19 protein-coding genes are annotated in these 19,657 nt (G+C 63.1%); 10 read left to right on the top strand and 9 right to left on the bottom strand.

Annotation, left to right across the window (positions count from 1 at the left end):
• From AC1ROB_RS11890 to AC1ROB_RS11875, 4 genes are read right to left on the bottom strand one after another with little or no spacing between them, the layout of a single operon-like run.
• Positions 1 to 1,350, bottom strand: a complete 1,350-nt coding sequence (locus AC1ROB_RS11890; protein ID WP_492970956.1) for an FAD-dependent oxidoreductase — start codon at positions 1,348 to 1,350, stop codon at positions 1 to 3.
• A gap of 27 nt (positions 1,351 to 1,377) precedes the next feature.
• Positions 1,378 to 2,226, bottom strand: a complete 849-nt coding sequence (locus AC1ROB_RS11885) for an ABC transporter permease (protein ID WP_492970957.1) — start codon at positions 2,224 to 2,226, stop codon at positions 1,378 to 1,380.
• A complete protein-coding gene (locus AC1ROB_RS11880; protein ID WP_492972200.1) occupies positions 2,226 to 3,035 on the bottom strand; it encodes an ABC transporter ATP-binding protein in 810 nt (269 codons plus the stop codon). The genes AC1ROB_RS11885 and AC1ROB_RS11880 overlap by 1 nt, the downstream gene beginning before the upstream one ends.
• A gap of 13 nt (positions 3,036 to 3,048) precedes the next feature.
• Positions 3,049 to 4,092, bottom strand: a complete 1,044-nt coding sequence (locus tag AC1ROB_RS11875; RefSeq protein ID WP_492970958.1) for an ABC transporter substrate-binding protein — start codon at positions 4,090 to 4,092, stop codon at positions 3,049 to 3,051.
• A gap of 229 nt (positions 4,093 to 4,321) precedes the next feature.
• On the opposite strand from AC1ROB_RS11875, the gene AC1ROB_RS11870 reads away from it, so the two are divergent.
• Positions 4,322 to 5,266 (top strand): LysR family transcriptional regulator, encoded by a 945-nt coding sequence (locus AC1ROB_RS11870; protein WP_492970959.1) that lies wholly within the window; start codon positions 4,322 to 4,324, stop codon positions 5,264 to 5,266.
• Between the two features lie 71 nt (positions 5,267 to 5,337).
• On the top strand, positions 5,338 to 5,808 hold the full coding sequence (locus AC1ROB_RS11865) for a deoxycytidylate deaminase (protein ID WP_492970960.1): 471 nt from the start codon (positions 5,338 to 5,340) through the stop codon (positions 5,806 to 5,808).
• A 6-nt stretch (positions 5,809 to 5,814) separates the two neighbouring features.
• Here AC1ROB_RS11865 and AC1ROB_RS11860 read toward each other — a convergent pair whose 3' ends face one another.
• Together AC1ROB_RS11860 and AC1ROB_RS11855 are read right to left on the bottom strand one after the other, a co-directional pair.
• Positions 5,815 to 7,380 (bottom strand): hydantoinase/oxoprolinase N-terminal domain-containing protein, encoded by a 1,566-nt coding sequence (locus tag AC1ROB_RS11860; protein WP_492970961.1) that lies wholly within the window; start codon positions 7,378 to 7,380, stop codon positions 5,815 to 5,817.
• A complete protein-coding gene (locus AC1ROB_RS11855) occupies positions 7,377 to 8,456 on the bottom strand; it encodes an S-methyl thiohydantoin desulfurase family protein (protein WP_492970962.1) in 1,080 nt (359 codons plus the stop codon). Before AC1ROB_RS11855 ends, AC1ROB_RS11860 begins: the two co-directional genes overlap by 4 nt.
• A 192-nt stretch (positions 8,457 to 8,648) precedes the next feature.
• On the opposite strand from AC1ROB_RS11855, the gene AC1ROB_RS11850 reads away from it, so the two are divergent.
• The 8 genes from AC1ROB_RS11850 to AC1ROB_RS11815 all read left to right on the top strand — a co-directional run bounded on the left by AC1ROB_RS11850 (position 8,649) and on the right by AC1ROB_RS11815 (position 16,797).
• Positions 8,649 to 9,563, top strand: coding sequence for an AroM family protein (locus tag AC1ROB_RS11850; protein ID WP_492970963.1), 915 nt, complete (start codon positions 8,649 to 8,651; stop codon positions 9,561 to 9,563).
• 164 nt (positions 9,564 to 9,727) lie between these two features.
• The gene (locus tag AC1ROB_RS11845; RefSeq protein ID WP_492970964.1) at positions 9,728 to 10,393 is read left to right on the top strand and encodes an AroM family protein; all 666 of its coding nucleotides are present in this window, start codon (positions 9,728 to 9,730) and stop codon (positions 10,391 to 10,393) included.
• Positions 10,394 to 10,427: 34 nt separating this feature from the next.
• Positions 10,428 to 12,011, top strand: coding sequence for an ABC transporter substrate-binding protein (locus tag AC1ROB_RS11840; RefSeq protein WP_492970965.1), 1,584 nt, complete (start codon positions 10,428 to 10,430; stop codon positions 12,009 to 12,011).
• Between the two features lie 59 nt (positions 12,012 to 12,070).
• Positions 12,071 to 13,078, top strand: coding sequence for an ABC transporter permease (locus AC1ROB_RS11835; protein WP_492970966.1), 1,008 nt, complete (start codon positions 12,071 to 12,073; stop codon positions 13,076 to 13,078).
• Entirely contained in the window at positions 13,078 to 13,992 is a 915-nt protein-coding gene (locus AC1ROB_RS11830; protein ID WP_492970967.1) for an ABC transporter permease, read from the top strand. Before AC1ROB_RS11835 ends, AC1ROB_RS11830 begins: the two co-directional genes overlap by 1 nt.
• Positions 13,989 to 14,972, top strand: a complete 984-nt coding sequence (locus AC1ROB_RS11825) for an ABC transporter ATP-binding protein (protein WP_492970968.1) — start codon at positions 13,989 to 13,991, stop codon at positions 14,970 to 14,972. The genes AC1ROB_RS11830 and AC1ROB_RS11825 overlap by 4 nt, the downstream gene beginning before the upstream one ends.
• Positions 14,965 to 15,930 carry an ABC transporter ATP-binding protein gene (locus AC1ROB_RS11820; RefSeq protein ID WP_492970969.1) on the top strand — a complete coding sequence of 322 codons (966 nt, stop codon included), beginning with the start codon at positions 14,965 to 14,967 and terminating at the stop codon, positions 15,928 to 15,930. The genes AC1ROB_RS11825 and AC1ROB_RS11820 overlap by 8 nt, the downstream gene beginning before the upstream one ends.
• A 30-nt stretch (positions 15,931 to 15,960) precedes the next feature.
• Positions 15,961 to 16,797 (top strand): aldo/keto reductase, encoded by an 837-nt coding sequence (locus AC1ROB_RS11815; RefSeq protein ID WP_492970970.1) that lies wholly within the window; start codon positions 15,961 to 15,963, stop codon positions 16,795 to 16,797.
• An 11-nt stretch (positions 16,798 to 16,808) separates the two neighbouring features.
• On the opposite strand, the gene AC1ROB_RS11810 is transcribed toward AC1ROB_RS11815, so the two are convergent.
• The 3 genes from AC1ROB_RS11810 to AC1ROB_RS11800 are packed head-to-tail and all read right to left on the bottom strand — an operon-like array spanning position 16,809 to position 19,575.
• Entirely contained in the window at positions 16,809 to 17,759 is a 951-nt protein-coding gene (locus AC1ROB_RS11810; RefSeq protein WP_492970971.1) for an MBL fold metallo-hydrolase, read from the bottom strand.
• The gene (locus AC1ROB_RS11805) at positions 17,759 to 17,980 is read right to left on the bottom strand and encodes a DUF2783 domain-containing protein (RefSeq protein ID WP_492970972.1); all 222 of its coding nucleotides are present in this window, start codon (positions 17,978 to 17,980) and stop codon (positions 17,759 to 17,761) included. Before AC1ROB_RS11805 ends, AC1ROB_RS11810 begins: the two co-directional genes overlap by 1 nt.
• Positions 17,977 to 19,575, bottom strand: a complete 1,599-nt coding sequence (locus AC1ROB_RS11800) for an FAD-dependent oxidoreductase (RefSeq protein ID WP_492970973.1) — start codon at positions 19,573 to 19,575, stop codon at positions 17,977 to 17,979. Before AC1ROB_RS11800 ends, AC1ROB_RS11805 begins: the two co-directional genes overlap by 4 nt.
• Positions 19,576 to 19,657 lie beyond the last annotated feature (82 nt).

Below are 19,657 nucleotides of genomic sequence, written 5' to 3'. Positions count from 1 at the left end.
TCAGGCGGCCTCTCCCAAAGTCGCATTCTCTGCCGGCCGGTCCCCCGGATCGGCACCCTGCTCGCGCAGCTTGCGCTGCAGTTTGGTGACATCCACCGCCGCAACGTCGACACCGGCCTCAACAGCCAGCGCTGCCGCGATACCCGTTGCCTCGCCCATGGCCATGCAAGGCGGGATTTCGCGGGAAACCTTCTGCGCCGAAGAACTGGCCGAATAATGCCGGCCGGCGACAAGCAGGCCCTTCGTTTCCTTGGGCAGCAGGGCACGATACGGCGTGTAATAGTCGCGTCCGCGCGCCACGCTGTCGGTGAAGTGCCGGCGCTCGGCGATGTCTTCCTTGGTTACCACGTAAGCACCTTCCAGCAACCGCGTCTGGCGTATGCCCAACTGCGGCGCGACATCGACAACAACGCAGCGCTCGAAGCCGGGCAGATTCTGGCGGATATAGGATACCAGGGCAGCAATGCGATCACGGCCCATGAAGTCGGCGCGCGTCATGTCTTCGACCTTCAACCCGTCGAGACTGGGCATATGCGGACAGTTGCACCAGACGATGCCAGGCAGCGGTGTCTTGAGCCACCATTTGTCCCAGGAACCGCCCATGATCCGTTTGGCCTCGCGGTCGATCAGGGCAAATTTCTCTGGCTCTTCGAACTCGAAGCGCTCCGCCGCCTCGGTATCCACGCCACCAAGGCGGAAAACCGTCGTTGTGATATAGGAACCACTGATGAAGCCGGCACCAGCCGAGGCTGCCACATCGAGGTCGCCAGTGGCATCGATCACCACGGTCCCCAGAACGGCTTCCGGCCCCGATTTGGTCTGACTGATCACACCACGGATGCGATTGCCGTCCATGATCGCCTGAGAGAACCAGGAATGCAGACGCAACTGAACACCGGTTTCACGCACCAGATCGTTCGAGACGCGCTTCCAGCCATCAGGATCGAAAGCCGTGGCGTAACAGATCGGCTGCGGTTTGACATGGGCATGGAAGTTAAAGACGCCCCAGCGCGACCATTTGCGCCACAGGCCCCAGTCGGCGCGCCATTCGGATTCCGGCGGCGTGACGGCAAGACCGAGCGCCTCCATCCGGGCAATGAATTCGCTGCAGATGCCAAGGACCGATTTCTCGTTGCCATTGCACATATCGTCGAGGACGAGAACCATGCCGCCTGACGCCAGGCCGCCCAGATACGGATAGCGTTCGAGCAGGATCACCGACAGGCCGTTGCGTGCTCCCGCCACGGCCGCCGCCAGACCAGCCGGACCGCCGCCGACCACGACCAGATCGGCGCGGGCCACAACGGGAACCGATTGGCCGGCCTGCTCGACATGGCTTTCACTCATCATGTCTTCACTCCATTGCATGGAAAACGATCACGGCGTTTTGTCGACGCTCCAGCGCACAACACGGCGTTCAATCATCACAATTGCGCCGAAGAACAGCGCCGAAAATGTCGACCCGACCACAATGGTCGCGTAAAGCAGCGGCGAATCGAAACTGTAGGTCGCCTGGATGATCAGGGCGCCGATTCCGACGGTGCTGCCGATCCATTCACCGACGATAGCGCCGATCACGGCTGTGCTGGCCGCGATGCGCAACGCCGAAAACAGATAGGGCAATGCATTCAGAACACGCAGGCGGAAGAAGATTTCCCGCGGCGTGGCTGACAGGACCTTCATCAGCTCCATCTGCTGCGGATTGATGTCACGCAGACCGCGGGTCATGTTGACCAGCGTCGGGAAAAAGCAGATCAACGCGGCAATGGCGATTTTCGGCTCCATGCCGTTGCCCAGCAACAGCACCAGGATCGGCGCCTTGGCGACCACAGGAATGGTGTTGACCATGACCGCAACCGGGAAAAACGCTTCCTCCACGGTCTGCTTGTGAACGAAAACGGTCGCAATGATGATGGCCACCGTATTGCCCAGCAGAAAGCCTAAGAATGCTTCTATGGCGGTCGGCAGCAGATTGCTCATCAGCATGTCGAACCGTGAAACCAGCACCTTGGCCACCGCGATCGGCGACGGCGCGATATAAGGCTTGATCTCGAAAATCTCGACCACCTGCCACCACAGCAACAGCAGAGCGAGCACGGCAACCAATGGCAACAGGCGTTTGCGCCAGGCCAGTCGGTTCTGCTGCTTGAGGAAGTTCGCCTTTTCAACAGCATCGTCATCGAATGCGGACGATACGGCTGGTGCCACGGCAACCATGCGGGTCATCAGCAGCTCTCCAGTACGCGGCGCAGATAACTGGCCAGCTCGACGAAGCGAGGCATCTCGCGCACGGCCAGACTGCGATTCTGCGGCAGATCGATGGTGACCAACTCGCGAATCCGGCCCGGCCGCGCCGCCATCATCAGGACCTGCTCGCCCAGAAACACCGCTTCATAGATGCTGTGGGTCACGAACAGGATGGTCGTACCGGTGCTGCGCCAGACCGACAGCAGCTCCTCATTCAGGCGATCCCGCGTGATCTCGTCCAGGGCCCCGAACGGCTCGTCCATCATCAGGAGTTTCGGACCGGTAATGAGAGCACGGGCAATGGCGACCCGCTGACGCATGCCGCCGGACAGTTCATGCGGATAGGCGCCTTCCCAGCCGGCAAGACCGACAAGCTCCAGCAGTTCCCTTGCCGAGCGCGGCCCCGGACGCGCCTTGCCGCCGCCAACCTCCAGCGGCAATTCGACATTCTGCAAAGCCGTCCGCCAGGGCAGCAGCGCGGCATCCTGGAAGACGAAGCCGATCTCACGATTGCGGCGCGCTTCGGCCGCAGCTGCCCCCAGTACACTCAACTGGCCGGCTGTCGGAGCGATCAGATCCGCGATCACCCGCAGTAGGGTCGACTTGCCGCAACCGGAGGGCCCAAGCAGGGTGAGAAAGCGCCCGACCGGCACCGTGAGGTCTATATTGTCGAGCGCGGTGACCGTACCGCGCTCGGTGGTAAAACGCACAGTGATGCCCTGGCAGGAAACCGCCGGCCTGACGGCCGGTTCGGCACTGGAAACGGGCGGCATTGCCGCCATTGCCATGACGCTCACCGTATCACCCGATCTTCGGACGCTTGTCGCGGGTTGCATCCAGAATCGTGGTGGTGGCAACCTTGTCCAGGCTCGGTGCGCCGGCCGAGAACTGCTTCAGGTCGTCATAGAGGGCGATCTGGCTTTTCCAGACATCCATATCCATGGCGCCCCAGCCATTGGCCTTGGTGTAGCCGGTGAAAGCGAATTTCACCATGATATAGGCAGCTTCGATTTCGTCGCTCTTCGTCAGATTCGGGAATTCCTTGAGCAGCAGATCGACCGACTTCTCCGGATTCTCGTAGGCGTATTTCCAGCCCTTGGCCGTGGCACGGACAAATCCGGTCAACAGATCGGCTTTACGATCCACGGTTTCCTTGGTGGCATAATACGGCAGGGCATAAAGCTTCACACCGTTGTCCCAGAGGCGAAGATCGACGCGTTCGTTTCCCAGTACACGCAAGGCCGACGTATTGGTCTGCCAGCCGGCAAAGGCATCCACCTGCCCGGTCATCAGCGGTGTCATGTCGGCGCCGACAATCACCACTTCCACCTGATTTTCCGGAATCCCGTTCTTGCGCAGCAGGCCGCTCAGCAGCGGGCGGCCAGTGGCCTGGATACCGACCTTCTTGCCGATCATGTCTTTCGGCGAGGTGATCGGCTTTTTCTTCAGCGAGAAGAAGGTATAGGGATGCTCCTGGGCGCCGACGGCGAAGCATTGCACCGGAATGGCCTGAGAGGCTGCCAGCATCAGTGACGGGCTGGAGGAAACCTGGCCGATCTCGTACCGGCCAGACGCCACGACCGCAACACCATCGATGCTGGGACCGCCGGGCTGGATCAGCAGGTTAAGTTTTTCTTCCTCATAATACCCAAGGTGCTTGGCCACCACCTCGCCAAGCTGGTTGCCGCCGCCGATCCAGCCGAGCTGCATGTTGATCGTGGTGGTCTTGGCCTGGGTGTAGCCGATCCGCGGCAACAGGCCGGCAGCCAGGCCGGCGCCGGCCGTCGCCAGCATCTGCCGGCGGTTCATCGCTGCCGTCGCGCGGCGCGCAGAAAATTTCGTCATGGTCCCCGTCTCCCTGTCTGGCAGCCCGTCGCCATACGGCAACGCCAGCCGCGCGCATCGTCGTCGCACGTTTCTCGGTCCGGGCCAGGCTTGGTGTTTTATTGGCGAGATCGGGTTTGCCGCCCCGGTTGAGCAAAAGCCTAGGCCTGTCAGAGCGCTCTCGAAAAGAAGAGATTTTAGCTCGTAGTGATGCTATTTTGGCATCACTGAAACCTGCCCTGTTTATGCCATGCATGCTGCAATTTTACGCTACTTCGACCAGGTGGTCCGCCACGGCTCCATCCGCAAGGCGGCCGAAGCCCTCAATGTCGCCTCCTCGGCCGTCAACCGGCAGATTCTGAAGCTTGAGGAGGAGCTTGGAACCCCGCTGTTCGAACGGCAGCGCAATGGCGTCAAGCTGACTGCCGCCGGCGACATCCTGTTGCGCCATGTCCATGAAACCATGGGCAACTTCAGCCGGGTGCGCGACGAGATCGACAGCCTGGGCGGCCGCGTGATCGGTGGTGTGCATCTACTGGCCCTGGAATCGCTGATGGTTGGCCTGGTCCCGGACGTGGTGAAGAGCGTTTCGGCTAAGCACCCCGGCATCACCTTTTCCGCCATCGGCCGCGATACGGCCGACATCACCACCGAGCTGCGGGCCGGCCGCACCGATATCGGCCTGCTGTTCATCGACCGCCGTCTGGCCGGCATCGAGATCGTGGCAGAATTCCCGGTCTCCTTCGGCGCCGTGATGACGCCGAAGCATCCTCTGGCCAAGCGCCGTCATCTCAATGTGGCTGATTGCGCCGCCTATCCGGTGGTGATGCCGGATTACAAATCGATGCTGGAGCCGGTGATCGAATCGGAATTTCCCCATAGCGGTGCGACCTTCGACTGCCGGGTGATCTCCAACTCCTTCCCCTTCATGGGCAATATCCTGCGGGCTGGGCTGGGCATCGGCTTTTTCTCACCGATCGGTTTCCTCGACGACATCAAGACCGGCCGTCTGGTGCATATCCCGTTCAACGACCCGTTGCTGGCGCGGACCGCCATCGGCGCGGTGGTCCTGAAGAATCGTCCGTTGTCCGCACCGGCAGCCATTGTGCTGGATCATATCCGCGAACATTTCCGGCAGTTGTCCCAGGAACTCAGCCGCCTGCCAAAACCCGGCAGCGTAAAACGGCGATCCTGAACCACCGGCAATATGGCTTGGCAGATTGCACAGGCCTGCATAGCATCGCCTCACACTCAGACGAGGCGAGCATGGATATCGACAGACTCCTGGATCAGGCCATCGCCGTTGCCCGCCACAGCCCTAATCGGCCACGCAAGGTCGGCGCCATCATCGTGCTGGCCGATGGTGAAACCCGGATCGAGGCCTGCAACGACTTTCCACAAGGGGTGCGCGACCTGGAAGAACGTCATGGCGAGGAACGTCTGATCTGGATGGAGCATGCCGAGCGCAACGCCATCTTCGCAGCCGTGCGCCGGGGGCTGAGCACCGATGGCGCCTCGCTGCTGTCGACCTATTTCCCCTGTGCCGACTGCGCCCGGGCCATCGTCCAGTCCGGCATTCGCCGGCTGTATACCCTGCCCGCTGATCTGGACGACCCCGTCTGGGGGGCCGCCTTTCTGCGCTCTCAGGTCATTCTGGCCGAGGGCGGCGTGGAGATTGTCCACATCGACCGTGACCTGAAAACCGTACACGCCCAGACATTGGGCGAGATGGCCTGACGAGGCTTAGCCGGCTTTTTTGACCGGGCTGGCGTCAGGTTCGGCAATATCGCCCACCACACGGACGCGGACGCGCATGGCATTGCCCGGCAGGTAGGCGATCGGCAGATCCTCGATCTCGACCAGCTTCAGGGTGCGACCATCGGCGCCACCATGGACCGCTTTCTCTTCGGCCAGGCCCCGGGCCCGTGACAGAGCCTCGTCGCGGCTCAGGCCGCTGAACACCTGGTCGATCTCGCCCGATACCTGCGCAATGGCGGCGCCCACGGCATTGGCGACCGAGGAATGCTCCACATGCAGCACCTTGCCCACACCGGCGAGCTTTTCCGGAATCAGGAAAGCGCCACCACCGGCCGCGATCAGGGTGACATCATCGGCCTGGGTCTTCATCCGATCGACGCCCTCTTCGAGCATCTCGGTCATACGCTTCAGGGCGCTATCGACCAGGCTGCGCGACAGGTGCTTCACCCGCCCCTTGTCGCCCAGATCGATCAATCCGGCAGCGACACCGATATCCGTGCTGGTCAGCGTCTTGCCGCCGAAGACCAGCGCCTCCTGCGGCAGTTTGTAACCGACGCTGCGCGGTCCAACCGTCAACGGATTCTCGGTGATCAATGTGCCGCCGCCAAGACCGAGCGAGAGCAGATCGGGCATGCGGAACAGCGTACGCACACCACCGATTTCCACCACATTGTTGGCTTCGCGCGGGAAACCGTGTACCAGGCAGCCGATATCGCTGGTGGTGCCGCCGACATCGATCACCATGGCGTCTTCCACCCGGGTGAGAAAAGCGGCGCCACGCATCGAATTGGTCGGGCCGGAAGCAAAGCTGTAGACTGGGAATTCAGCTGCCACATCCGCCAGCATCACAGTGCCGTCATTCTGGGTCAGATAGAACGGCGCGCGAATGCCGGCACCGGCCAACGCAGCCTTGAAAGCATCGGTGGTCTTGCGGCCGAGCTCAACCAGACAGGCATTGAGCAGAGTCACGTTTTCGCGTTCCAGTAGACCGATACGGCCGAGCGTATGCGACAAGGTGATGGAGGCTTCGGGATAGACTTCCCGCACGACCTCGGCCGCCCGCAGCTCATGCTCGGCGGTCAATGGCGAGAAGGTAGCGGAAATACCGATGGAACGAATGCCCGCATCGCGGATACGGCGTGCCGCATCGCGTACCGCATCCTCGTCCAGCGGCATGAACATGCGGCCATCGTATTCATGGCCGCCCTCGACCATGAAGATCATCGGATCGACGGTTTCACGCAAATCCTGCGGCCAGTCGATCATCGGTTCCAGCGATTGCGAAGCCGGCAAACTGATCCGGATGGCAGCCACGCGGATCAGGTCGCGCCGTTGCACCACCGCATTGACGAAATGCGTGGTGCCGATCATCACGGCCTCGATGCCGGCGATGCGGTCGCCAGCCTTCTGCAGCAACTGCTTCAGGCTCTGCACAACGCCGGACATGACATCCTGGGTCGTTCCCGTCTTGATGGCGGCAACGACCGTGCTGTTCTCAACCAGAACAGCGTCCGTGTTGGTGCCGCCCACATCAATGCCAATGCGTTTCATGCTGCAAATACCGATTTGAATTCGAGATCGTAACCGAAGGCCCGCGGCCCCACATGCTGCAGGCCCTTGCCGGTGGTCAGCACCGCGGGCGCCGGCAGGGCGATCACAGTGACGCGTTGGCCATAGCGCAGGGTCTCGGTGCCGATGGCGTCACCCGACACCGTGTCCAGCACGCAGATCAAGTCCGGCGTCATCACCACCGCTTCACCATTCACGGCACCGACGGTGAATTCGTTCTGGAAGTCCAGCACCATGCTTTTGCCGCGATTGGCGTCCAGGCCCTCGATGGTGGCCTTGCCGCGCAGGAAGCCTTCCGTGGCCCGGCGCTGCACGTCGGAAATCTTGCCCTTGAAGACTTCCTTGCCGCCTTCCAGCGCCAGCACGGCAGCAATCGGATCGCTATGCGCCTTGCGCGCCTTCAGAACGGCCTCGCCGATCCGGATCGCCTTGGTCGTGGTGTAGTGGATGCCCCACTGCTTGACTTCCTTGCCGCTGCGCGGCGCCTTGCAGGTGGAGGCAATCGACCCGACCTCGACGCAGATCTTGCGGCTGATCCGCTCCATCCATTTCCAGGTCGTCACCTTGGTGACGAAGGTTTCATGGCCGCGCACATCGCAAAGGCTGAGCGGGTACATCGGCAGGTCGCCAATGGCAAAGCTGGTCATCTGGGCTTCCGGATAGGCCCGGCCCATGGCATCGGCATCCACCACCGGCACCCGCATCTGGGCCGCCACCAGCAGGGGCTGCAACCCGTTGCCGCCGCCGATCTCCACGCTCATCACGGCGCGGAATTTCTTGCCGAGATATTCTTCCATCATCTCGACCGCACGGGCAGCCGTCGCCGGATCGTTCAGCCGTTCCTGCCCCACCAGCGGCGCGCCCATATTGGACACCACGGCCACCAGATCGTCGTCTTTCAGGTCCATCGGGTCCATCAGTGAAACGCGATGACCCTGGGCGTACAGCTTGCGCAGGTTCAGGTAGTTGAGATACGGGCTGCCGCCACCGCCGGTCCCCAGAATCCAGGCACCGATGGCCAGTGGTTCGATCTCATGCTCGCCAATTTCGCGCATCATGCGCCCCCAATCCTTATCCCGACTTCTGCCGAATCCAATGGTGGCCACGCTACGCCGCAAATCCCGTGCTCGGGTATCAGGATCGATACTTAGTAAAGGCTTGTCCCCCCAGCGCAGAGGAGCTTAGATGACAGTATGATTGCTGAGCGCGGGACGGCATTTTTGCCCACGAATTCATCATTGCTCCGCCGTGTGGCGAGCCTGACCGTCGGCCAGACGCCGCGGGCCGATGTGCTGCCCGACATTATGGCCCATATGCCGATTCCGCTGGAAGTCGAGGAGTTTGGCGCGCTCGATGGCCTCAGCGAGGCCGAAATCGCCGACCTTACCCCCCGCGCCGACGAATACTGCCTGGTTACCCGCCTGCGTGACGGGCGCGAGGTGCTGGTCTCCAAGCCCCGGATCACCGAACGGCTGGAAACGATCTGCCGCTCGCTCGACAGCACGCGCTTCGATCTGGTGGTGATCCTGTCCACCGGCCTGTTCAAGGAATTCGAAAGCCCCTGCCCCATGGTGAACGCCCAGCGTGCCATGGAAGCCTCTATCGATGCCATTGCAGCGGCCGGCCAGACCGTGGGGGTGATCTACCCGACGCATCGGCAGATCGCCGAGAATGCCGGATATTCGGTACCCGGCCTGTCGCTGCGCTTCAGCTATGCCGAAAGCGGCGTGGCCGACAGCCTGCGCGAGGCGGCCACCGACCTCGATTCCTGCGACCTGATCGTGCTCAATTCGGTCGGGTTCACCGAGGCCGACCGTGGCATCGTCACCCGGCATACCGGCAAACAGGTGATCCTGGCCCGCCGCATGGTGGCCGGCGCCATCCGCCTGCTGCTGGACCCCGGCATGCGGACATCGGCCCCCGCCGTGGAAAAGCCGCGGGTCAACCACGAGATGGATGAGCGCATCGGCAGGCTGACCCCGCGCGAGCGTCAGGTGATGTCCCTGGTGGCGGAAGGGCTGTCTAACAAGGCCATTGCGCGCCAGCTTGATATCAGTCCGCGCACGGTGGAAATCCATCGCGCCAAGATGATGGAAAAGATGGGAGCTGCCTCGGTTGGCGCCCTGATCCGGCTGGTTCTTGCCTCGCAGCACGCTGATCACTGACGACCGCCCGAACTCTTTCCGGCCCGATTTTTTACCGCAGCGCACAAAAAAGACGCAGGCCCGGCCGGCCGCTTAGGTGTTCATCCGTATTTTGTCCTGTACCGGCCTTCGCATAGCCTTCCTGCTGCAGATCAGGAGTCTCCAGCCAACCGGGAAGGCCGCTTATGTCGCGTACCTCACGTATCGCCTTCGTCACCATCGGCCAGTCTCCGCGCATCGACCTGACGCCGGAAATCCTTGAGCGGGTTGGCAGCCAGGTTGAGGCGGTGGAGTTTGGTGCCCTGGACGATCTCAGCGCCGCCGAGGTGGCCACCATGGCTCCGGCGCCGGGCGAGGCCAGCCTGTGCACCCGCATGCGCGATGGCAGCGAAGTGGTGATCGGCAAGATGCAGACCCGCGACCGCCTGCAGACGCTGTTCGACCGGCTCGACGCCGAGAAATTCGACGCCATCACCCTGCTCTGCACCGGCCATTTCGAGCATCTGGGCAGCAAGACCCTGCTGATCGAATCGCAGCGCGTGGTCGATGCCACGGTCGATGCGCTGTCGCTCGGTTGCCAGAATCTCGGCGTGATCCTGCCCCTGGAACGACAGGTGAAGGAATTCCACGTCCAGTCCGATGATGGACGCAAGGTGAAAGCGACCCATTATTCGCCCTATAGCGGCGACCGCTTGGAAACCGCGGCTCAGGAGGTCGCCGATTGCGACCTCATCGTCATGCATTGCATGGGGTACTCCGAGGCGATGCGGACCAAAACCGCCGCCGTCACCAAGAAGCCTGTGCTGCTGGCCCGTCGCATTGTCGCCGGTGCCGTGCAGCAGATCATCTGATTTTCAGAATCCAAGAGGGGAAGGAGTTTCTGCCATGAAGAAATTTGTCATGCTCGGCCTCGCCGCCGCGCTGCTGTCATCTGCGGCCCTGCCGGCTGCAGCCTTCGAGCGGGTCGGCGATCGCAAGGTCATCGTTTTCGGTGGCCGCCAGCAGGTGCCGGTTCTGGACCCGCATGTGCGCTACGACTGGTCGACCCGCATGATGCAGCAGGGCATCTATGATGCGATGGCCAAGTATGTCGGCAACCCGGCCAAGATCGAGCCCTGGCTGGCCGAAAAGTGGGAATCCAGCGCCGACACCAAGACCTGGACCTTCCATCTGGTCAAGAATGCCAAATTCCACAACGGCGATCCGGTGGATGCCGAAGCGGTGCGGTATTCCTTCGAGCGCGGCCTGAAGCTCAACAAGGGCGTCGCCTGGATGCTGAAGGACTTTCTCGACCCTTCGGGCATCGAGGTGGTGGATGCGCATACTGTCCGCTTTACTCTGAAGCAGTCCTACGCACCGTTCATCAGCTGGATTCCGTGGTGGTATATCGTCAACCCCAAGCAGGTGAAGGCCAACGAGGTCGATGGCGATTACGGCCAGAAGTGGCTGACCGAGAATTCGGCCGGCAGCGGCCCGTTCAAGCAGAAGCGCTGGGAACAGAATGTGCTGCATGAACTGGTAGCCGTGGACGACTACTGGAAGGGTTGGCCGCAGGGCGAGAAGAACCGCCCGGCCGGCGTGATCTACAAGATCATCCGCGAACCCGCCGCCCAGAAGGCCGCCGTGCAGCGTGGCGAGGCCGATATCGTCGAGGGCCTGACGCCGGACGACTTCGACCAGATGAAGAAGCAGAAGGGTATCGTCGTGCAGGATCCGGCCGGCATGACCACCTTCGGCATCAAGATGAATACCCAGCAGGGCCCGACCAAGGATATCAACCTGCGCAAGGCGATTGCCTATGCCATGGATTATGAGGCTCTGATCAAGGTCTATAACGGTGCCGCGATCCTGGAAACCAGCCCCTTCCCGCGTGGCATGCAGGGCCATATCGACGTGCCGGATCGTCCGAAGATGGACCTGGCCAAGGCCAAGGAATACCTGGCCAAGACGGCGACGCCCAATGGCGGCATCGAGCTGGACTACTATCACGTCGCCGGCCTGGAAGAGGCCCGCCGCATCGGCCTCGTTCTGCTCGATAACCTGTCGAAGCTGAACATCAAGGTGAACGTGATTCCGGAACAGTGGCCGAATATGGTGGCCAAGGGTTCGAAACCGGACACGGCCCCGCATATGACCAGCGTGTTCGTCACACCGATCTCGACCGACCCGGACTCGGTGGCCTACCAGTATCACCGCAGTGCCTGGGGTCAGTATTTCGCCATGAGCCACTACGACAACCCGGAGGTCAACGCGCTGATCGACAAGGCGCGCGGGCTGGGCAAGTGGGAAGAGCGCGCGCCGCTTTATGCCGAAATCCAGAAGAAGATCGTGGCGGACCAGCCGGAAGTCTTCGGCATGATCCAGAACCGCCGCTGGGCCCATCGCGACTATCTGAAGGGCTTCGTGTTCAGCCCGGTCCGGTTCACCGGCGAAGTCGACCTGTATCCGCTCTGGATCGACGCCAAGTAAGCAGCGTAACGTAGGGCGGCCGGCTGCCAGGGCCGGCCGCCCGAAACGGAAAGTGCCCCATGCTCCTATTTGTCGGCAAACGGCTGCTGTTGTTCAGCTTCATGCTGTTCGGCCTGCTGACAATCATGTTCATGGTCACCAATGTGGCCCCAGGCGACCCGGCCAAGCTGATGGCCGGCCAGAACGCCACCCAGGACATGGTCGAGACCATCCGCCGCGAATACGGCCTCGACAAGTCGTTACCGGAACAGTTCGTAGTCTATGCCGGCGGCGTGCTGCGCGGCGATCTTGGCCGCTCCATCGTCTCGACCAAGCCGGTGGTCGACGAATTGCTGCGCTATTTCCCGGCCACCTTCGAACTGGTTCTGGTGGCCATGGGTCTCGGCATCCTCGTCGGCGTTCCCTTCGGCATGCTGTCGGCGGTTTACCGGGACAGCTGGATCGACCATGCCGCCCGCATCTTCTCGGTCTCCGGCGTCGCCCTCCCCGCCTTCTGGTTCGGCTTGCTGCTGCAACTCTATTTCGCCGTGCATCTGGAATGGCTGCCGGTTTCGGGCCGGCTTGAACTGATTACGCCACCGCCGGAACCGATCACGCATCTGTATCTGGTCGACAGCCTGCTGCGCGGTGAATTCGACACCTTCCTCGAAGCCCTGCATCACATCATCATGCCGGCGCTGGTGCTGTCCTTCCCCTGTCTGGCCTCGATCCTGCGCGTCAACCGCGCCGAGATGATTGAAGTCCTGCAATCGGATTACATCGTCGCCGCCAAAGCCAACGGCATCCCGGCGCTGCGTATCGTCGCCGTCTACGCGCTCAAGAACGCCATGCTGCCAACGCTCGCGATCATCGGCCTGCGTTTCGGCTGGATGCTGGGCAGCACGGTGCTGGTCGAGACTGTGTTCGACTGGCCGGGCATCGGCCTCTACGCCGTCCAGTCTGCGCTCTACTCCGATTTCAAGCCGGTGCTCGGCGTCACCCTGATGATCGGCTTCTGCTTCATGTTCATCAACTTCCTGATCGATCTGGCCTATGGCTGGCTTGATCCGCGCCTGCGGGAACAGTGATGGCGACCGACCTCACCCCCGCTGTGGCGCCCATGGGCTGGCGCGAACGCCATGCCGGCACCATCCGGCAATGGCGCCTCTATGCCCATCTGTTCAGCCGCAGCTTCTCGTCGATGCTCGGACTGTTTCTGGTCCTGCTGTTCCTGATCCTGGCCGCCGCCGGGCCGAGCCTCGCACCCTATCCGGAAGACACCATGGGTGCCGTAAAGCTGGACCAGCGCCTCCAGCCGCCCTCGATGACACATCCCTTCGGCACCGACGAGATGGGCAACGACATCCTGAGCCGGGTGATCGTCGGCACCCGAACCTCGCTGTGGATCGGCCTGATCATCACGGGCGTCGCGGCCCTGATCGGTGTGCCGCTGGGCATCGTCGCCGGCTATATGGGCGGCCGCATCCGCGAGGTAATCATGCGGATCACCGACATATTCCTCTCCGTGCCCGGCCTGGCGCTGGCGCTGGCCATCGTCGCCTCGCTCGGCCCCGGCATCACCAATTGCGTGATCGCGCTCTCACTGGTCTGGTGGCCCGGCTATGTGCGGCTGATCGACAGCAAGACACTGGCGCTGAAGGAAGAGCTCTATATCGAAGCCGCTCGTGCCATCGGAGCCCGTACACCGCGCATCCTGTTTCACCACATCCTGCCCAACTGCGTCTCGCCGCTGATCGTCAAGGCCAGTATGGACATGGGCATGGCGATCCTTTCGGCCGCCAGCCTTGGCTTCATCGGCCTCGGCGCCAAGCCGCCGAGCCCGGAATGGGGCGCCATGATCAGCGTGGCACGCAGCTACATGCCCGACTGGTGGTGGTATGCGCTGTTCCCCGGCCTGGCAATCTACCTGACTGTTCTGGGCTTCAACCTGTTCGGCGATGGCCTGCGCGACATTCTCGATCCGAAGAGCCGCGGCCGATGACCGCCCTGCTCGATATCCGCGACTACCGTCTCGACTTCGATACCTTCGATGGCGCCTATAAGGTGCTTGATGGAATTGACCTCGAACTCGCCGAGGGCGAGACACTCGGCATTGTCGGCGAGACCGGCTGCGGCAAGTCGGTCTTGGCCAAAAGCATTATGGGCCTGCTGCCCGCGCCACCGGCACGGCCGGTATCCGGCGCAATCACGTTCGAAGGCCGCGATCTGCTGAAATCCGGCCCCGCCGACTGGCGCGCGATCCGCGGCCAGCGCATCGCCATGATTTTCCAGGACCCGATGACCTTCCTCAACCCGGTGCTCACCATCGGGCAGCAGATCTGCGACGTCATCGCCGCCCAGCAGTCGACCAAAGCCCCTGCCCAACGCCTGAGCCGTTCTGACATACGCGCCCATGCCACCCGTATGCTGGAACTGGTGCGCCTGCCTGATGCCGCCGACTTGCTCAACCGCTATCCTCACCAGCTCTCGGGCGGCATGCGCCAGCGCGTGCTGATCGCGATGGCGCTCAGCGGCTCGCCCCGCCTTCTGATCGCCGATGAGCCGACGACGGCGCTGGACGTCACCATCCAGGCCCAGGTTCTGGCTCTGATCGACGATCTGGTGCAGCGCCTGAAACTCGCGGTCATCATGATCAGCCACGACCTCGGCGCCGTGGCCGCGATCTGCAAACGCATCGCCGTGATGTATGCCGGCACGGTGGTGGAAGACGCACCCACCGCAGAGCTGCTGGCGCAGCCGCGCCATCCCTATACCCGTGGCCTGCTCGCCGCCCTGCCAGATATCACTGGCGGCGAGGCAGAACTGACCGGCATTCCCGGCAGCATCCCCAATCTGCTCAACCCGCCGCCGGGCTGCCGCTTCCATCCGCGCTGCCCGCTGGCCACTGACCGCTGCCGCATGGAAAAGCCGCTGCTGCGCGAACTGGCGCCCCGTCACCGTGTGGCCTGCCATCATGCGTGATCCCCTGCTGAAGGCCGAAGGCCTCACCAAACACTACACCGTCAAACGCGGCTCCTTCTCCACCGCCACGGTCAAGGCCGTGGATGGCATCGATCTGCATGTCATGCCGGGAGAGTCGCTCGGCGTGGTGGGCGAGTCCGGTTCGGGCAAATCGACCATCGCCAAGCTGCTGCTGCGCCTGACCGATCCCACCGCCGGCCGCATCCTGTTCGACGGACAGGACATCACCACACTGGAGGGCGAGCCATTACGCCGCCTGCGGCGCGAGATGCAGATCGTCTTCCAGAATCCGCATTCGGCGCTGAACGGCCGGCATACCATCTTCGATGCCATCGCCGAACCGCTGATCGTGCAGGAAGGGTTGCGCGGCCAGGCCCTGATCGCGCGGGTCGCCAGGCTGATGGATCTGGTTCGCCTGCCGCAGACCTTCATCTATCGCTATCCGCATGAACTGTCCGGCGGCCAGAAGCAGCGCGTCTGCATCGCCCGCGCCGTGGCGCTCAATCCGCGCCTGCTGATCCTGGACGAGCCGACCTCGGCGCTGGATGTTTCCGTGCAGGCGCAGATCCTGAGCTTCCTGAAGGACCTGCAGCAGGAGCTCAAGCTCACCTACATCTTCATCTCGCACAACCTTGCGGTGGTGCGGTATCTCTGCGACCGGGTCGCCGTGATGTATCTGGGCTCGGTGCTGGAACAGGGCCCGGCCGCCAGCGTCTTCGACACGCCGCAGCACCCCTATACCCGCGCCCTGATGGCGGCCGTGCCACGGCTTGCGGCGGCGACGCCGCTCGGTCTGCTCGGCGGCGATATCCCCACCGCCAGCCGCATGCCGCCCGGCTGCCGCTTTCACACCCGCTGCCCCGAAGTTATGCTGCCGCTCTGCCAGTCGCAGCAGCCGGCCCTCGCACCCGTCACGCCGGACCATCTCTGCGCCTGCTTCGCCCGCCAGCCGCGCTGAACCGCGGTCGCATCGCTGCGGAGGATCCGGATGACTGCTGCAATCCCTGCCGTGACCCTGCCTTCGGGTGAAACCGTGCCGGCGCTCGGTCAGGGCACCTGGAACATGGCCGAACAGCCGAAGCTGCGGCAGGCCGAGATTGCCGCGCTGCGGCTCGGTATCGATCTGGGCATGACCCTGATCGATACCGCCGAAATGTATGCCGATGGCGGCGCCGAGACCCTGACCGGCGAAGCGATCAAGGGCCGCCGCGATGGCGTGTTTCTGGTCAGCAAGGTGCTGCCGCAGAATGCCAGCCGGCGCGGCACCATTCAGGCCTGCGAGCGCAGTCTGAAGCGACTGGGCACCGACCGTATCGACCTTTATCTGCTGCATTGGCGCGGTTCCCATCCGCTGGCCGATACCGTTGCCGCCTTCGAGGAGCTCCGGCAGGCCGGCAAGATCCGCTATTGGGGCGTCAGCAATTTCGATCCCCGCGACATGCAGGCCCTGCCGCCGGGTGCCGCCTGCGCCACCAACCAGGTGCTCTACAATCTCACCCGCCGTGGCATCGAATACGACCTGCTGCCAACCGCGCAGAAGCAGGGTATGCCGGTGATGGCCTATTCCCCCATCGAACAGGGGCGACTGCTGAAGAACAGGACTCTGCTGGAGGTCGCCGCGCGACACCAGGCGACTGCAGCACAGATCGCGCTCTCCTGGCTGCTGCGTCAGCCGGGCATCATCGCCATCCCGAAAGCCACCGCCGAGCAGCATGTGCGCGACAATCGTGCGGCGACGGGTATCACCCTGACAGCGGAAGACATCGCTGCCCTGGACCAGGCCTTTCCGAAACCGACCAGGGCGCAGCCGCTGGAAATGCTCTAGGCGTCGCGCCCCTACTGATTCAAGGCGGCCCACATCTGCTGGTCGCGCTCTGCCGTCCAGATGCGCGGATGATCCAGCCCCAGCGCTTCGTCATAGGCTCGCGCCACATTGAAGGGCTGGCAGTGGTCGAAAATGGCAAAGTTGCCGAAGCGCGGCCGCATCGCATCGTTGCAGCGATCGAAGGCTTCTTTCAGAGGCAGGCCCTTGGCCGCGCTTTCCGAAACCGAGCCGTACAGCGTCGTCAGGAAATCGCGGGTCAGTTGCAGGCCGTCGCCCACCGCCTTCGGATTGCCCAGCGCATCGCCCCGGCCGGGCACCAGGGCCTTGGCATTGAACGCCGCGATCTTGTCCAGCGTCTGTGGCCAATCCCTGAAATGGGCATCACCGCAATAGCAGGCCGAGTGGTATTCGACCAGATCGCCGGAGAACAGCACGCCGGCATCGGGAACCCAGGCCACCGTATCGCCGGCCGTATGCCCGCGGCCCAGATGCATGATCTCGACCCGGCGCTTGCCCATGTAGAGGGTGAATTTCTGCGGGAAGGTCATGGTCGGCCAGGTCAGGCCCGGGATGCTTTCGGCGGCGCGAAACAGACGCGGGAAGCGGCCATATTCCGAATCCCAGTCTTCCTTGCCGCGCTCGACGATCAGGCTGCGGGTCGCCTCCGAAGCGAGAATCTGTTCGGGCCGGTAGGCCGAAGCGCCCAGCACGCGCACCGCGTGGTAATGGGTCAGCAGCACATACTTGATCGGCTTGTCGGTCACCTTGCGGATATACTCGATCACCTGCCCGGCCATCTTCGGCGTCGCCTGGGTGTCGATCACCATCACGCCATCATCGCCGACGATGACGCCGGTATTGGGGTCCCCCTGGGCCGTGAAAGCATACAGCCCCTCGCCCAGCTGGCTGAAGGTGACAACCTTTTCTTCGGTGTCGGCGGTCGAGGCGAAATTCTTCGACATCATTCTTCTCCCTGGGGACTAGAGACTGCGGGCAATCCGGTTCGCGCCCTGGCCAGCGCATCCTTCAGAACGTCAAGGTCGCCGATATGGTTAGCCAGCAGCAGGATCAGCCGCGCATTGGCCATTTCGCTCTGCGCCGGCGTCAGGCCGCGATGCATCTCGATCAGCGCGGCGTAGAATTCATCCGGCTCGGCGATGGCGGGGTCCGTGTTCAGCGTCATGGCTTACCCATGGCACGGTTGAGGGCGGCGCGCACCAGGGCCGGATCGTAATGGCGCCAGCGGGCGCAGACATGCTGGTCCGGCCGCAGCAGATAGGTCGTGCCCTCCCGCGCATCGAAACGCTGCTGCAGCAGGCCAGCGGCATCCTCGACCGCATCCGGCCCGATGCGTAGGACCGGCACCGGGCAATCGGCTGGCGCCTGGCGACCGAAATGCAGCAGGGTGAAATCCCGCCCGAGCTGCTCCAGCAGCCAGCCATCCCTGCGATGCACCCGCACCGGCGCATCGGCGGCCGGCGCGCCCGGCACCATCGGACCGGCGAAGCTGTCGGTGTCCTGGGTATTGAGGGTGGACTCTTTCAGCACGGCCGGCACCGACAGGCGACCGCTGTTCACCAGGCGGCGGGCAAAGGCGTAGTCTTTCGCCAGCTGCAGCGTCGCATCGCGGAAGACCCGGCTGACGGCGCTGGTCGGCGAGATGAAATCGGTGGCCCGCGTCGAATGCAGGATATTCTCGTCGGCAGCGTATTCGCGTTCGGCGGCATAGCTATCCAGCAGCCGATCCGGCGCCGCGCCCTCCAGCACCAGCGCCAGTTTCCAGGCCAGGTTGTCGGCATCCTGGATGCCGCTGTTGGCGCCGCGGGCACCGAACGGCGATACGCCATGGGCGCTGTCGCCGGCAAACAGCACGCGACCATGGCGGAATGTATCCATCCGCGAACAGGCGAAGGTGTAGACGCTCACCCATTCCAGGGTGAAGGCGACATCCTCACCCAGCAGTGCCCTGATACGCGGGATGACGCGCTCCGGCTGTTTTTCCGCTTCAGGATCGGCGTCGCGCCCAAGCTGGAAATCAATGCGCCAGACATCATCGGGCTGGCGGTGCAGCAGCACGGACTGATTGCGATGGAACGGCGGATCGAACCAGAACCAGCGCTCGGTGGGGAAGGCCGCCGCCATTTTCACATCGGCAATCAGGAAGCGGTCGTTGAACACCCTTCCCTTGCTTTCCAACCTGAGCTGTCCGCGCACGGGACTGCGGGCGCCATCGCAGGCGACGAGATACCGGCAGCGCAGACGATATGTCCCGTCCGGCGTCTCGATGACAATCTCGGCATGATCCGCATTCTGGGTGACCGCAACCACCTTGTTGAGCCAGCGGATATCGAGGTTGTCCAGGCTGCCGGCATGATCGGTCAGATAGCCTTCGACATAATACTGCTGAAGATTGATGAAGGCTGGACGGTGATGACCGGTATCCGGCAGCAGGTCGAAGCTGTAGGCCATATCGTCGCGAAAGAAGACCTTGCCGACATTCCACGACACGCCCTTGTCGACCAGGCGCTGGCCGCAGCCGAGGCGGTCGAAAATCTCGAGCGAGCGTTTGGCGAAGCAGATGGCGCGCGAGCCCGACGACAGCCGGTTACTGTCGTCCAGCAGCACGACCGGCACGCCGCGCTGGGCCAGATCGATGGCCAGTGTCAGTCCCACCGGCCCCGCGCCCACGATCGCCACAGGGTGCACGGCTGGGATCGCCGCGTCCTGATCCGGCGCGCGGCGATATTCCAGGGTCAGGGTCTGGTAATCGACACCCATCCGCGTTCCACCCGATCCGGATTGCTTCCGGTATCCGTCAATACTGCCCAGCGGGCCGCAGAAAAGCGAGGGGTGGAAAAGC

Source organism: Ferrovibrio sp. GW821-FHT12F09 (assembly GCF_058806775.1).
Note: the sequence above shows the minus strand (reverse complement) of the source record. Positions and strands in the feature narration are given on the sequence as shown.

Excerpts from the sequence above, each read along its gene's own strand:
- AC1ROB_RS11815 (WP_492970970.1), top strand. The coding sequence starts at position 15,961 with ATGACTGCTGCAATCCCTGCCGTGACCCTGCCTTCGGGTGAAACCGTG.
- AC1ROB_RS11865 (WP_492970960.1), top strand. The coding sequence starts at position 5,338 with ATGGATATCGACAGACTCCTGGATCAGGCCATCGCCGTTGCCCGCCAC.
- AC1ROB_RS11835 (WP_492970966.1), top strand. The coding sequence starts at position 12,071 with ATGCTCCTATTTGTCGGCAAACGGCTGCTGTTGTTCAGCTTCATGCTG.
- AC1ROB_RS11855 (WP_492970962.1), bottom strand. The coding sequence starts at position 8,456 with ATGATGCGCGAAATTGGCGAGCATGAGATCGAACCACTGGCCATCGGT.
- AC1ROB_RS11870 (WP_492970959.1), top strand. The coding sequence starts at position 4,322 with ATGCATGCTGCAATTTTACGCTACTTCGACCAGGTGGTCCGCCACGGC.
- AC1ROB_RS11880 (WP_492972200.1), bottom strand. The coding sequence starts at position 3,035 with ATGGCAATGGCGGCAATGCCGCCCGTTTCCAGTGCCGAACCGGCCGTC.
- AC1ROB_RS11860 (WP_492970961.1), bottom strand. The coding sequence starts at position 7,380 with ATGAAACGCATTGGCATTGATGTGGGCGGCACCAACACGGACGCTGTT.
- AC1ROB_RS11825 (WP_492970968.1), top strand. The coding sequence starts at position 13,989 with ATGACCGCCCTGCTCGATATCCGCGACTACCGTCTCGACTTCGATACC.
- AC1ROB_RS11885 (WP_492970957.1), bottom strand. The coding sequence starts at position 2,226 with ATGACCCGCATGGTTGCCGTGGCACCAGCCGTATCGTCCGCATTCGAT.
- AC1ROB_RS11805 (WP_492970972.1), bottom strand. The coding sequence starts at position 17,980 with ATGACGCTGAACACGGACCCCGCCATCGCCGAGCCGGATGAATTCTAC.
- AC1ROB_RS11840 (WP_492970965.1), top strand. The coding sequence starts at position 10,428 with ATGAAGAAATTTGTCATGCTCGGCCTCGCCGCCGCGCTGCTGTCATCT.
- AC1ROB_RS11820 (WP_492970969.1), top strand. The coding sequence starts at position 14,965 with ATGCGTGATCCCCTGCTGAAGGCCGAAGGCCTCACCAAACACTACACC.
- AC1ROB_RS11845 (WP_492970964.1), top strand. The coding sequence starts at position 9,728 with ATGTCGCGTACCTCACGTATCGCCTTCGTCACCATCGGCCAGTCTCCG.
- AC1ROB_RS11830 (WP_492970967.1), top strand. The coding sequence starts at position 13,078 with ATGGCGACCGACCTCACCCCCGCTGTGGCGCCCATGGGCTGGCGCGAA.
- AC1ROB_RS11800 (WP_492970973.1), bottom strand. The coding sequence starts at position 19,575 with ATGGGTGTCGATTACCAGACCCTGACCCTGGAATATCGCCGCGCGCCG.
- AC1ROB_RS11890 (WP_492970956.1), bottom strand. The coding sequence starts at position 1,350 with ATGATGAGTGAAAGCCATGTCGAGCAGGCCGGCCAATCGGTTCCCGTT.
- AC1ROB_RS11875 (WP_492970958.1), bottom strand. The coding sequence starts at position 4,092 with ATGACGAAATTTTCTGCGCGCCGCGCGACGGCAGCGATGAACCGCCGG.
- AC1ROB_RS11810 (WP_492970971.1), bottom strand. The coding sequence starts at position 17,759 with ATGTCGAAGAATTTCGCCTCGACCGCCGACACCGAAGAAAAGGTTGTC.